This window comes from Halalkalibacterium halodurans, from assembly GCF_005671335.1.
Taxonomy (GTDB): domain Bacteria; phylum Bacillota; class Bacilli; order Bacillales; family Bacillaceae_D; genus Halalkalibacterium; species Halalkalibacterium halodurans.
In genome coordinates this window covers 3,470,205-3,482,637 of sequence record NZ_CP040441.1, presented here as the reverse complement: position 1 = coordinate 3,482,637, position 12,433 = coordinate 3,470,205, and the positions used below count along the sequence as shown (strand labels likewise).

Here is a 12,433-nt window from a genome sequence, read left to right as displayed (position 1 = left end):
GCGTATTACGACAACCTGTGTTAAAATTAACAAGTTAATAAATAGTTAGGAGATGTTTTTGGATGTCAAATTATGAAGTAGGCAGCATTGTAGAAGGAAAAGTCACAGGAATCAAGCCCTTCGGTGCATTCGTTGCGATCGACGATCAGAAGCAAGGATTGGTTCACATTTCTGAAGTAGCGCATGGTTTTGTGAAAGACATCAATGATGTTCTTTCCGTAGGTGACGAAGTGAAGGTGAAAATTTTATCTGTAGACGAAGAAAGTGGAAAAATTTCTCTTTCCATCCGTGCAACACAAGAGGCTCCTGAGCGTCCAGCTCGCGCGCCAAAACCACGCCCAGCTGGTGGTGGTGGACGTAAACCACAAAAAGGGCAAAGCCAAGGACAAGGCTTTAATACATTAGAAGATAAACTAAAAGAATGGTTAAAGCAATCAAACGAAATTCAAGCAGACCTAAACAAACGTGCCAAAAAATAGTAACGATCAAAGGAAGCTCCCTAAGTGAAGGGGGCTTCTTTTTTACATTCGTCTATTAATATGGCTCTACAATAAATGTTGGGGTTTTTGCACAAAAGAGGGCAAAAAAAATGCACGCAGGCTCCTTTATCCATTATCCTTGAATTGTCCAGAAACAAAGAAAGGATAGGAGCTGCGTGTACGATGAATTTTACCATGGATTTGCCCGGATTAAAAGGTGTGAAGGTCACAAAGATGGAGGAACGAGAGGGCTTTATCGCGCTCCATGTAGAAATGCCGCGAACGCCTCATCGTTGCCCATCCTGCGGGGAGAGAACCGAGAGAACCCATGATTACCGCATCCAAAAAGTTCAACATCTCAAGCTCTTTGAACGGTGGGTGTATCTATTCTATCGAAAGCGCCGGTACGCGTGCAGATGCGGGAAGCGGTTTGCGGAGAAAGCCTGTTTTGTAGAGCGATATCAGCGTCAGACAGTAGAATGGAATCAAGCGTTTCGCTTACGGCTCATTCAAGGGAAGAACTTTACGGACACAGCGAATCAATTCCAAACGTCCGTGACAACTGCCATGCGCCGGTTTGATCAATTGGCGGCCCCCCTCGTGAAGAAGGTGGATCACCTTCCTCCTCGGATTACGATTGATGATTACAAAGGGGATACGAATGCGGGGAAATATCAAGTGATCATTGCGGATGCAGATACACGGAAGCCACTGGATATCTTACCGGATCGTAAAGCCGATACGCTTAAACGATATCTTCAAGAGAAGGGTCATCATGTGAAAACAGTCGTGATGGATCTCAGTTATACCTTCAAGTCGGCTGTTCAAAAGGCCTTAGGCCACCCGCTCATCATTGGGGATCCGTTCCATTTCTGTCGTTACATCTACTGGGCTCTGGAAGGGGTTCGCCGCCGAGTGCAAAAAGCGTTCCATCCGTATCATCGAAAACGATGTAAACGGATCAAACATCTGTTTCAGAAAGAGAGAGAAGGACTGGATGATAAGCAAAAGAAGAAGGTGGAGCGGTACTTAGAGCTATCCCCTGATTTAAGGGAAGCGTATGAGCTAAAAGAACATTTTCGTCAGTGGTATCAAGAAGCGAAGATGCAAGGAAGGGAAGGACGAATGAGCGAGGTGAAACAAGGGCTCTACGCCTTTTACCGAAGAGTGGAGGCGAGCCCGTTAAAGGAGTTCCACCGAGCCATTCAGACGCTGAAGAACTGGCAGACCGAGATCTTGAATAGCTTCGCGTTTGGCTTAAACAATGGTTTTATTGAAGGACTGAATAATCAAACGAAGGTGATTAAGAGAAATGCCTTTGGTTTTCGGCGTTATGATCGCTTGCGAAGCCGTATTCTCTTGCATCATCAATTCAAACATCAAACATTCGGGGTAGGATAAGAGGGGCTCGCCCTCCTATGCCACCCCAACATTTGACTAAGAACCATTAATATTTGGCGGTAAACCCTTTTTTAAATTCATTTCGGAAAAGAAGAATTATCAATCGGTGAGTTACGAGTAAAAGCAGGAGATCCATCACCGATATGGAATGAATGGATAGGGGGGAGATAGATGAAAAATCAAATCGCTTTACAGCTTTATACGGTTCGAAAGCCATTAGAGGAAGATTTTGAAGGGACGTTACGGAAAGTGGCGAGCATTGGCTTTCAAGGTGTGGAACTAGCCGATGATTGGGGAGGGAAATCCCCAGAAGCGCTAAAGGCCATTTTACAATCGGTTGGCTTAGTGCCTGTTAGCAGTCATGTTGCTTTAGAACGGTTAGAAAACCAGCTTGATGACGTCATTGATCAGCATTTACGGTTAGGGTGTCACACCATTTATTGCCCGTACCTTGAGGAAGAGCGACAAACAGCTACAGGTTATAAGGAACTTATCACGTCATTAAAGGAAATTCAGAAAAAACTAGAAAAGAAAGGGATCTCGTTCGGTTATCATCATCATGATTTTGAGCTGTACAGCAATCAGCTAGAGGCGATATTATCCATTCCATCGTTACTTGCTGAGCTTGATGTTTATTGGCTGCAAAAAGCCGGTCAAGACCCTGTAGAGTGGGTGTCTCGTTACAAACATAAAGTCCGACATGTTCATTTAAAGGATATGACAAACGATGATCGGTCGGCACAGGGAAAATCAACATTGATGCCATTTTGGAATCAAGTACCTCGTTTGTTGAATGGTGGATTGTCGAACAGGATGACGGAGAAGGTGACCCACTTGTTTGGATAGAGAAAAGCTATACGTATGTCAACGAAAGGTTATAAAAGGAAAAAGGGAATGATGCCGAATCATTCCCTTTGTAAAGCCATCGATTATCATGCTTCTAACGTTGTGGCTCTGGAGAACGTTGAAGCTCTTCATCTGGTTTAAACAAGATAGAGATACAATATAATCCAGCAAGACCAACTAGTGCATAAATGACACGTGAGAAGGCTGCTGCTTGACCGCCGAAGATTGCTGCAATGAGGTCAAAACGGAAAAATCCGATTAGTCCCCAGTTAATTGCACCAATGATCGCTAGGACAAGGGCAGTACGTTGAATACCGCTCACACCTATCACCTCCGTTCTCTGGAATCACACATTCTTTTTGTTGAAAGAGTGTGCTTCTTGTTTAGATTGAGAAGAGAGCGGCTGAATTATACATGAACAGGTACGTAAGCAGATTGATTTACAAATTGATTTTCCATCGTTCATACTGAAAGAGGAAAAAGAAAAGGGAGGCTGTACATAGTATGAATCCGTTTATGTTTAAAAATCCAACAAAGCTCGTGTTTGGTGTTGATCAAACGAACCAATTAGAACATGAATTAACTCATGTTGGGAAAAACGTATTGCTCGTGTACGGCGGAGGAAGTATAAAACGGAACGGTCTATACGACCGAGTGTTGGAACAGCTTGAGCGTGCAGGGAAAGCAGTGATAGAGCTTTCTGGAGTTGAACCGAACCCACGGTTAACGACGGTACAAAAGGGAATTGATCTCTGCAAAGCACAAAATATTGAGTTTATTTTAGCAGTCGGTGGCGGAAGTGTGATTGATGCGACAAAAGCGATTGCTGCTGGGGCTAAATATGATGGTGATGTCTGGGATATTATTACGAAAAAAACAACCGCGGAAGATGCATTGCCGTTTGGGACGATTTTAACGCTAGCAGCGACAGGATCGGAAATGAATGCCAATTCGGTCATCACAAACTGGGAGACAAACCAGAAGATCGGCTGGAGTAGTTCTCATGTTTATCCGATGTTTTCAATTCTCGATCCGAAAAATACGGTAACCGTGCCGAAAGATCAAACGATCTATGGGATCGTTGATATGATGAGTCATGTCCTAGAATCATACTTTCATCCCGTCAGCAACACACCGCTACAAGATCGCATGTGTGAAGCTGTCCTGCAAACAGTGATCGAAACAGGTCCGAAGCTTGTAAATGATTTAGAGAGCCTTGAGTATCGTGAAACGATCTTGTATTGCGGTACGATGGCACTCAACGGTGTGTTATCCATGGGTGCGCGTGGTGATTGGGCGACTCACAATATTGAACACGCAGTTTCTGCTGTTTATGATATTCCTCATGCGGGGGGACTTGCCATCCTTTTCCCTCACTGGCTGACATACAGCCTTGATCAAAAAATTGATCGTCATGTCCAATTAGCGACGCGTGTCTTTGGCGTTGATCCATCAGGGAAAAGCGAGGAAGCGATTGCTCACGAAGGCATTGAGCGCCTTTCTGCCTTTTGGACCGAACTTGGTGCGCCAAACCGTCTAGCCGACTATGACATCGATGACAGTCAAGTGGAGCGGATGGCTGAAATTGCGACTGAACAAGGAGAACTAGGCAATTTTAAATTGTTAAAGAAACAAGATGTGGCGAACATTTTGACGGCGGCCCTTTAAGCCAAAAATAAGCTCTTAAGTTTGACAACTTGAGGGCTTTTTCTTTTTTGTAGCGTTTACAATTAGACCGCGTCTTGATTCTCAGTCGGGAATTTAATAAAGTGAAGAAGAAGAATTAGAAGGAGGCTGAAAAGTATGAGTGGAAAGGTTTGCTTTGATTATTCAAAGGCACTCGATTTTATACAAGAACATGAACTCGACAATCTTCAAGATCAAGTTCATGCAGCACATCGTGCCCTACATGATGGAACAGGGGCGGGTAACGATTTTTTAGGCTGGATTGACCTGCCGGTGAACTATGATCGTGAAGAGTTCAGCCGGATTCAAAAAGCAGCAGAGAAAATTCGAAACGATTCCGACGTGTTATTAGTGATTGGAATTGGTGGCTCATACCTTGGAGCAAAAGCGACGCTTGAAGCGCTTAACCATTCGTTTTACAACATAGTGGATAAAAGCGAACGGAAAGGTCCACAAATTTTCTTTGTTGGTCACCACATTAGCTCTACATACGTACAAGAATTGTTTGACGTTTTGGAAGGAAAAGATGTGTCGATCAATGTCATTTCGAAATCAGGTACAACGACCGAGCCAGCGATCGCGTTCCGTATTTTCCGAGATTATTTAGAAAAGAAATACGGAAAAGAAGAGTCACGCAAACGGATTTATGCAACGACCGACCGAGAGCGCGGCGCTCTAAAAACACTTGCCAATGAGGAAGGCTATGAGTCGTTCATTATTCCAGACGATGTCGGTGGACGCTTCTCTGTGTTAACAGCAGTAGGCTTATTGCCGATCGCTGCAAGCGGTCTTGACATCGAAGCGATGATGAAAGGAGCTGCAGACGCCCGAGACGCATTTCGTAACTCAGATCTAAAAGAAAATCCAGCGTACCAGTATGCTGTTGTTCGTAACGCTCTCTACAACAAAGGAAAAACCATTGAACTTATGGTCAATTATGAACCAGCGCTTCAATATTTTTCAGAGTGGTGGAAACAGCTTTATGGTGAGAGTGAAGGGAAAGATGGCAAAGGAATTTTCCCAGCTTCAGTTAACTTCTCTACAGATCTTCATTCCATGGGGCAATATGTACAAGATGGGCGACGTGACTTGTTTGAAACGATCATTCAAGTCGAAAAGCCGAAGAAGAACATGACGATTGAGAAAGCGGATCAAGACCTTGACGGATTGAATTATTTAGCTGGCGAAACAATGGATTTTGTCAACAAAAAGGCATTTGAAGGAACATTGCTTGCCCATGTGGACGGCGGCGTTCCAAACCTTGTTGTTAGTGTCCCAGAGCTTGACGAATATTATATGGGTTACTTAATGTATTTCTTCGAGAAGGCTTGTGGATTAAGCGGATATTTATTAGGAGTGAATCCGTTTGATCAACCAGGGGTTGAAGCTTACAAGAAAAACATGTTTGCTCTTCTTGGCAAGCCAGGGTTTGAAGAACAAAAGGCAGCGCTAGAAAAACGGTTAAAATAACAAAAAACGTCTCCTTTGTAGGGGACGTTTTTTATCGTTGAACGATTAAATATGGATTTGAATTTGCCCGATCGTTCGCATCACTTGATCAATCGATTCTTGCGTATCAGCTGTATGAACATTTTGCTGGACCGCATGCTTTGCATGTTCAAGGGCATGCTGAGCATCTTCAATTTGCTTGAGGAGGGTAGAATGGGCATCTTGCTGTTGAATGTGTTGATATGCCTCCTGAAGCTGACTCTGCGCCTGTTCAAAATGACGGTAAGCCGCTTGAGGGTCTTGGTTTCGTCCAGAGCCTTGGGCGACAGCTTCGCGCGCTTGCTCTATCGCTTGATGTGCTTCCGGTTGGTTCATTTAAATTCCTCCTTTTCATAAACAGAAAAAATCCATATCCTAGTATGGCCGGAAATGAAAGGAGTATGTATGGGGGAATATACTAATCAAACGTTTGTTTAAGCTCACATAATTGCCTTGTATGTGGTCAAACTACAAACAAATGGCACTGTTGAAAGGACGACCGTACATGATTGAACTACAATCACAAGTGGAAAACAAGATCATTTCATTGAAAGAGCTGAAAAACAAATTGGAGCCCCTCGGATATTCCATCGGTGGCGGGTGGGAGTATGACCACGGATATTTTGATTATAAAATCGACGAAGATGGCGGCGGCTACACATTTTTACGAGTACCGTTTCAAGCGGTGGACGGTGACTTGGAACAGCGCCGCGTACAAGTGCGCTTAGGGCGACCATTTTTACTTAACCATAAATATGAGGAAGGTTTTGATGAAGAGCCGAATCCGTTCAATGGTTTAGTCGGGATGAATACAGCGGGCTTGTTTAATCAGTTTACAAAGCCTGTCGATAAAGATGCCCAAGTAGATGCCAAGTTTTTCCCTGTCGCACAAAACCTCATTCAAGAGCTAGAGATGGCTCTCAGTTCGAACTAGGAGAGCCACCTCATCTCCGCTCAGTAGTAGCATATTTTTAGGGGGATAAAGGTGAATGCGATCGACGCGTTTTAACCCAATCGCTAAACCTTCATCGCTTTCATAAAGTGATTGAAAGTAGTCATCAAATGTTTTTCCGATCATCCCTTCAGGTATGGGATAGAAGAAAAGCTGCTTTTTCTCACCTTCCGTCAATAGCCGATCTAAAATTTTACTCATGTTATGGTGAAGCAAACCGTTGGTGAGAACGGCACCCGTTAAGGCGGTGGATTCAACTACTTCATCCGCACCTGCTCGAGTGGCGTTGACGATCTGCCCTTCGGTTAATATTTCAACGACCGTATAAACATGAGGGTTGATACTTTTGACGGCTAACGTCGTTAAAATCGATCGAGAATCTGCGGAAAACTCACTTCCTTGATGCTTGGCTGTAATGAGAACACTAGCAGCCTCCCGTACATTTGCTTGCTGCAAAATAGCATCCTCTGTGCTATTGCCGCGGACAAAGTGAACACGGCGATAAGTGGACGGCAATTCTTCCAGCGTTTCATCGATCAATACGATCGTTGTATTCTCATTTGCTTCAAGCAGCCGGTCAATCGCATGACGGCTTCGCTCGTTCCAGCCAATAATGATATGATGGTCCTTATCTGTCATATGAAGCTTCCCCTCTAAGTAGGCATTTCGCGATTTAATGGTCGTTGCTGCTAAAGTAGTCACATAAAATGTCATAAAACCAACGCCTGACATAATTAACACAATTCCTAAGAGTCGTCCGATGAGAGTATAGGGAACAAAGTCCCCGTAACCAACCGTTGATATCGTGACGATCGCCCACCAAATACCATCAAATAGAGTTGGAAAAACCTCTGGTTCCAGCGCATGAATGACAATCCCAATCACGAACACAATAACAAAAATAATGAATAAGAGCCGAACGAGCAATGGGGTTTTTCCGACGATTCCCTTAATGGCTAAAGGATTCACCATCCGCATCTTCCTCCTCTTTAACCTCAGTATAGACAAACCCTTGCCGAAACAATCAGGGCTTGGTAAGATGAGGAGGATGATCATAAAGGGGGATGCTGTGTGATCGCCGATGCCGTCCTTTTTGCAGTCGCCATCTTTTGTGGCTGGCTCATTTTCGACACCGTTAAACAGAAAAAAATCACCATGGAAACCGTGATGAGTTCTCTTATTTTAGGAGCGATTGCGGGAGTTGGTTGGTTTCTTCTCGACCTTCTTTTTTAAATCATATTGTCAAAAGTGTGACTTTTCGTTATAATAAAGAATGTCGAATTCAGGGGCATTAGCTCAGCTGGGAGAGCGCTTCGCTGGCAGCGAAGAGGTCAGCGGTTCGAGCCCGCTATGCTCCACCATACATATTGTTAGCAACGACACGGTCTTTCGCAGCAAGCGAGGGGTTGTGTCGTTTTTTAATTTTTTTAGTTGACCGACAAAGGATGAGAGAAAAGAGTATGGAAAATTTTCTAGGGTTGGTTTTTGGGGCTACTACATATTATCTAATAGTAAAATTTTTAGGGAAACACGAAAAGAAATGGAAAGATTTATTGAAGGTCTCTTTCCATTTCACTATCTTGGTTACAGCACTTACCCTCATAACTGAAGGGCTCATTCCTTTTGTGAAAGATCACTGGGAAACGCGGCATGTTGAACATACGCAAATGAGCGGAGATGCTGTTTATTATGAAGGGTTAGAGGTGCAAAGTAGTGGCACCATTCCTCTAAATGGCTATGAAATAAACTACGCTAATGATAATGGGGACATTATAGTGTTCCGTGATCATCCAGATCTTGCGTATTATACGCATGAGATTACGAGCGGAAAAGAAACTTGGGGAAAAGCTGAACTATCAATTTGGCAAAAAATTGTTGGTACATTGATTTATGGCAGAGGAACAAAACAATTGGCTGTATTCATTAGTGATGATGGCGGCGAAAGCTGGACAGGAAAGATCACGTTTACTCTGAACGAAAAAGGTAATGTAGGCATCCGTACGACAGATTCTTCGGATGTTTCTTTAGAACACGGATTAGAGACAGACTCAACAAGTCGTGATAAGTATACTGAAATGAAAGGTCATGAAGTGTTTCTTTTGCTCTTTTTCAAAATTTTTATAGGCTTCGTTTTCGTATTTTATGTGAACGCTTTTTCCAAAATAGATGCGAGTATGAAATGGGTGGTAAGACTTGGGACAATAGGGGGCTGTCTATTTGTTGTCGTCAAATGGGCCTTGGCGAATTGGATAATCGTCTAAACCATAACAAATCCTCAAGTCTCTAAGATGAATGATCTACGTTAAGGAATTGGTCTATTCAAGGCTTGAGTGGCTAAATTACGTCAACTCGTGCCACTTTCCTCTGGAGCATCTTTATATTTGTTGTCTCTTTCCTTATCTAGCTCATCATGTGTCTCATGGGCAGCAGGGTCATGTCTTGGTAGGTCTTGATGAAGGTTGCGGTTTTCGTACGCCAAATTGCTATAAAATTGTTGCCCCTCTTCCCAAGGGGTACTTTTATTTTCCACGGGCTTTGTTTTCCCGCGAGGAGAGCCATAAGGACCTTCTGGGTACTCCTCAGCTGCTAAAAAATCTCGTTGCGTTTCTACGTTTGAAAAGTCAGTATATTTTTGTTTATTTTTCTCGCTCATCGTTCAGCCACCTTTTTGTCAAATTTCTTGCCCTTAGTATGCTTTCCTTGGGCGAGATTATGAACGTGAAATGATCCCGTGGGTTTCTTGTTGAAAATCAAAGGCCCGTGACGAATAAAGTGGACTCGTCATGGGCTGTTCTCAGGTAGGAATAGGGGAATACGAGTGTCTCTAATATTGTCTCGAATGTCTAGTCATTTCGTCCATCTTTTGATTGCTCATCTTCAGGCACCGAATCTAATTCAGAACTAAATTCTGTCTGTAATTGGTTTTGGGAAAGCGGTTTTCGCTCTACTTGTTCTTCAGCGCGTGGGTCAAAAATTTTTCGTTGCATGTAGCGATGGAAGAACAGTTCGCCAAAGGCTATGAGACCAGCTGAAAGAATCGAAGCCGTTCCGATTGGTAACAGCTGTGGAAACAAGTAAGTGCTTAGCGCCCAAACCCCAAACCATGCGAGTCCAAAATCAGCGATCGTTGCCAATGCATTACTGACGAATGGCAATAGGAACACATCGCCAATGAATGAGAAGCCTGTAATAAGGATGCCGATCGTAAAAACATGGCTAAAAGGAATTCCATAAAAAGCACCTAAAACGAACGATAGAATGGCGGTGATCATGATAAACTTAATGAGCAAAGCTACGGCATAATCCCTCATGCTCATCCTCCTTTTCATCGTTAGCTTTTTCTTTTTTCAGCTTCTTATCCACTAATGTTACTGAAACCATAAACAAGCGTGTGTTTCAGGAGCACCTCCAATTCGTTAAATTAAAAAATGGCCCTATCCTCTAAAGGGAGGATGGGACCGGAACAAGATTTGTTTTACTCTTTTACCACTTCAAGTAAATCACGAATGATCTCTTTTTGATTGGATTCTAATCCGTCATAGGCACGAATGACTAAGCCTTCTGGATTGACGAGAAAAAAGCGAGTACTGTGCATGATATCGTTGCTTTCCTCCACTTGTTCAACAGGTGATTTGAAGGCTTCTAGCGACAGCTCTTGAATCTCTTCAAACTCATAGCCCGTGAGAAAATGCCAGTATGAATGATCTGCTCCGACATTTTCACTGTAGGTCTTCAGGTGGTCAGGAGTGTCTGTTTCAGGGTCAACAGTAAACATAACGAATTTCATCTCGATCCCCTTTGCGATCATCTCATCTTGAAGGTTTTTCATATTTGGAATCATAGTTGGACAAACGGAGGGGCAGTTCGTAAACGCCATGGTCGCAAGCCAGTATTGCCCGTCCAACTGTGGACTGCCGAAACGCTCGCCAAGCTGGTTTGTAAACTCAAAATCCGGTACGGTGAGACCAGCACTTGAAAGATCAAAATCGTTAGCGTTTGAGCTATTTCCCGTTGAATACATCCAGTTACAGCCGCTGAGAATGAACATAAATAGGACGATTCCTAACATTTGTTTCATCTCTCTCAACCTTTCTATTTTTATCTTAGTACAGACCTTAATGCGTGTGCACCATTAGCTTACAAACAAAATGTGAAATCGAGGTGAAGAGAGGCTGAACATTTGAATTTGTCAATGATTGTTCAGAAGCAAAACATTTTTATTGATTGGTCAACAATTTATTTGAATTTATTGTCATAAAAAGAGAGCATCCGAACTATAGTGATTATGGCGACTGTAGAGAGAACGTTTTATCATTTCCTACATCAGCCTTTCTAAATTAAATTACTTTACCAAGGGAGTGGGTAGACTGTTGTTGAACAAGTTAGGGATGTGGTTCGCTGGATTGATCTTAGTAGTTAGTCTATTGGTTGGAGGGAACGAAGCGAAAGCAAATGAAGTGGTGAATGCAAGGGATTTTGGCGCGACTCCAGGGGTAGCAACCTCACAAACAAATGCGCTTCATGCGGCGATGCGTCATTTTTATGATCGCGGCGTGCAAGGAACCGTCTATATTCCGGCGGGAACTTATTCAATTGACGAAGCGCTCAGGTTTCACTCAGGTGTTAACATTGTTGGTGATGGGATGGGAAGGACGATTTTAAAGAAGACAGGAAACAGTAACAATTATGTGATTGGCAATCCCATTATGAGAGGATCGAACAACCTCAATGTGACGGTTTCTAATTTAACGATTGATGCCGATCGAACGAACCGGGCGCAGCGGGGATTAGGGCAAGTCGGGGGCATGAATCTTGATGCGGATGTGAGCAATTTAACGTTAGAGCGTGTCGAAGTACGTGATGCCACGATCGGGCTTTTATTAAGACGGTTAAAAAACTCGGTTGTTAGAGATAGTGTGATCGACAATACGACTGGTCATGGGATCGCATTTGGTCATGAAAATCATCCGATTGGAGATGTTCGCAACAACCTTATTACAGGAAACCGAGTTACAAATTCTACTGGCGGTAGTGGGATTAACCTGTCACGGGCCACGTATACGACTGTTACCCATAACCAAGTGATAAATGATCGACAACAGGATGACTCGTATGGTGGCATTCGAATTCCAAATGGTGGGGAGCATAATACGGTTGAATATAATACGATTCGAAACTATCCACGAGGAATCTTTGTATTAAGCGGTGCAAGGCATAACCAAATCAATCATAACACCGTCATTGATTCGAGAATTCATGGAGTGTTGATCCAGGCTGATCATAACACGCTTCGTGAAAACCGGATTCAGCAGCTTAACAGCTCGTTAAATCCGGAGGCGGTGATTCGCATCGCCCCGGGAAGCAATAATTCCATTCTCAATAACAACATCCAAACCCATTCCAACTTTCGAAATATCGGCATTCGGGTGACGGGGGATTCGAACAACAATGTGATTCGCAATAACCGAATCGGCACCCAAGGCACACTCGTAAGTATAGAAGGTGGGCGTAACAATGTGAATGAAGGGAACGTACGACAATAACCTGCACGTCAAAAAGATTCCAAAGGCTGTTGCTTTTG

The 12,433-nt window shown here is 43.4% G+C and carries 15 protein-coding genes and 1 tRNA gene; 10 read left to right on the top strand and 6 right to left on the bottom strand.

Annotation, left to right across the window (positions count from 1 at the left end):
• The first annotated feature begins 62 nt into the window (after positions 1–62).
• From yugI to FED51_RS16975, 3 genes are all read left to right on the top strand, one after another.
• Positions 63–479: a S1 domain-containing post-transcriptional regulator GSP13 gene (gene yugI, locus FED51_RS16985; RefSeq protein ID WP_010899488.1), complete on the top strand. Its 417-nt coding sequence runs from the start codon at positions 63–65 to the stop codon at positions 477–479.
• Between the two features lie 183 nt (positions 480–662).
• Positions 663–1,880, top strand: a complete 1,218-nt coding sequence (locus FED51_RS16980; RefSeq protein WP_138090733.1) for an ISL3-like element IS651 family transposase — start codon at positions 663–665, stop codon at positions 1,878–1,880.
• A 171-nt stretch (positions 1,881–2,051) separates the two neighbouring features.
• Positions 2,052–2,726: a sugar phosphate isomerase/epimerase family protein gene (locus FED51_RS16975; protein WP_138090730.1), complete on the top strand. Its 675-nt coding sequence runs from the start codon at positions 2,052–2,054 to the stop codon at positions 2,724–2,726.
• A 94-nt stretch (positions 2,727–2,820) separates the two neighbouring features.
• On the opposite strand, the gene FED51_RS16970 is transcribed toward FED51_RS16975, so the two are convergent.
• On the bottom strand, positions 2,821–3,048 hold the full coding sequence (locus FED51_RS16970; protein WP_010899486.1) for a DUF378 domain-containing protein: 228 nt from the start codon (positions 3,046–3,048) through the stop codon (positions 2,821–2,823).
• A gap of 182 nt (positions 3,049–3,230) precedes the next feature.
• Here FED51_RS16970 and FED51_RS16965 point away from each other — a divergent pair, with 182 nt between their 5' ends.
• Both FED51_RS16965 and FED51_RS16960 read left to right on the top strand, forming a co-directional pair.
• Positions 3,231–4,394, top strand: a complete 1,164-nt coding sequence (locus FED51_RS16965) for an iron-containing alcohol dehydrogenase (RefSeq protein ID WP_010899485.1) — start codon at positions 3,231–3,233, stop codon at positions 4,392–4,394.
• 135 nt (positions 4,395–4,529) lie between these two features.
• A complete protein-coding gene (locus FED51_RS16960) occupies positions 4,530–5,882 on the top strand; it encodes a glucose-6-phosphate isomerase (RefSeq protein ID WP_010899484.1) in 1,353 nt (450 codons plus the stop codon).
• Between the two features lie 45 nt (positions 5,883–5,927).
• Here FED51_RS16960 and FED51_RS16955 read toward each other — a convergent pair whose 3' ends face one another.
• A complete protein-coding gene (locus FED51_RS16955; protein WP_010899483.1) occupies positions 5,928–6,236 on the bottom strand; it encodes a hypothetical protein in 309 nt (102 codons plus the stop codon).
• A 169-nt stretch (positions 6,237–6,405) separates the two neighbouring features.
• On the opposite strand from FED51_RS16955, the gene FED51_RS16950 reads away from it, so the two are divergent.
• Positions 6,406–6,834 (top strand): YugN-like family protein, encoded by a 429-nt coding sequence (locus FED51_RS16950; RefSeq protein ID WP_010899482.1) that lies wholly within the window; start codon positions 6,406–6,408, stop codon positions 6,832–6,834.
• On the opposite strand, the gene FED51_RS16945 is transcribed toward FED51_RS16950, so the two are convergent.
• The gene (locus FED51_RS16945; protein WP_138090727.1) at positions 6,808–7,824 is read right to left on the bottom strand and encodes a potassium channel family protein; all 1,017 of its coding nucleotides are present in this window, start codon (positions 7,822–7,824) and stop codon (positions 6,808–6,810) included. The genes FED51_RS16950 and FED51_RS16945 overlap by 27 nt on opposite strands.
• Positions 7,825–7,923: 99 nt before the next feature.
• Between FED51_RS16945 and FED51_RS21210 the strand changes: the two genes are divergently transcribed.
• From FED51_RS21210 to FED51_RS16935, 3 genes are all read left to right on the top strand, one after another.
• On the top strand, positions 7,924–8,085 hold the full coding sequence (locus FED51_RS21210; protein ID WP_010899480.1) for a hypothetical protein: 162 nt from the start codon (positions 7,924–7,926) through the stop codon (positions 8,083–8,085).
• Positions 8,086–8,137: 52 nt separating this feature from the next.
• Positions 8,138–8,213: transfer RNA gene (locus FED51_RS16940), tRNA-Ala, on the top strand.
• A 99-nt stretch (positions 8,214–8,312) separates the two neighbouring features.
• The gene (locus tag FED51_RS16935; protein ID WP_053430429.1) at positions 8,313–9,113 is read left to right on the top strand and encodes a hypothetical protein; all 801 of its coding nucleotides are present in this window, start codon (positions 8,313–8,315) and stop codon (positions 9,111–9,113) included.
• A gap of 83 nt (positions 9,114–9,196) precedes the next feature.
• On the opposite strand, the gene FED51_RS16930 is transcribed toward FED51_RS16935, so the two are convergent.
• From FED51_RS16930 to FED51_RS16920, 3 genes are all read right to left on the bottom strand, one after another.
• Complete coding sequence (locus FED51_RS16930; protein ID WP_053430430.1) at positions 9,197–9,505, bottom strand: hypothetical protein; 309 nt, start codon at positions 9,503–9,505, stop codon at positions 9,197–9,199.
• 190 nt (positions 9,506–9,695) lie between these two features.
• Positions 9,696–10,163: a YndM family protein gene (locus FED51_RS16925; protein ID WP_053430431.1), complete on the bottom strand. Its 468-nt coding sequence runs from the start codon at positions 10,161–10,163 to the stop codon at positions 9,696–9,698.
• A 164-nt stretch (positions 10,164–10,327) separates the two neighbouring features.
• Positions 10,328–10,930: an SCO family protein gene (locus FED51_RS16920; RefSeq protein WP_053430432.1), complete on the bottom strand. Its 603-nt coding sequence runs from the start codon at positions 10,928–10,930 to the stop codon at positions 10,328–10,330.
• A gap of 292 nt (positions 10,931–11,222) precedes the next feature.
• Between FED51_RS16920 and FED51_RS16915 the strand changes: the two genes are divergently transcribed.
• Positions 11,223–12,395: a glycoside hydrolase family 55 protein gene (locus FED51_RS16915; protein ID WP_053430433.1), complete on the top strand. Its 1,173-nt coding sequence runs from the start codon at positions 11,223–11,225 to the stop codon at positions 12,393–12,395.
• Positions 12,396–12,433 lie beyond the last annotated feature (38 nt).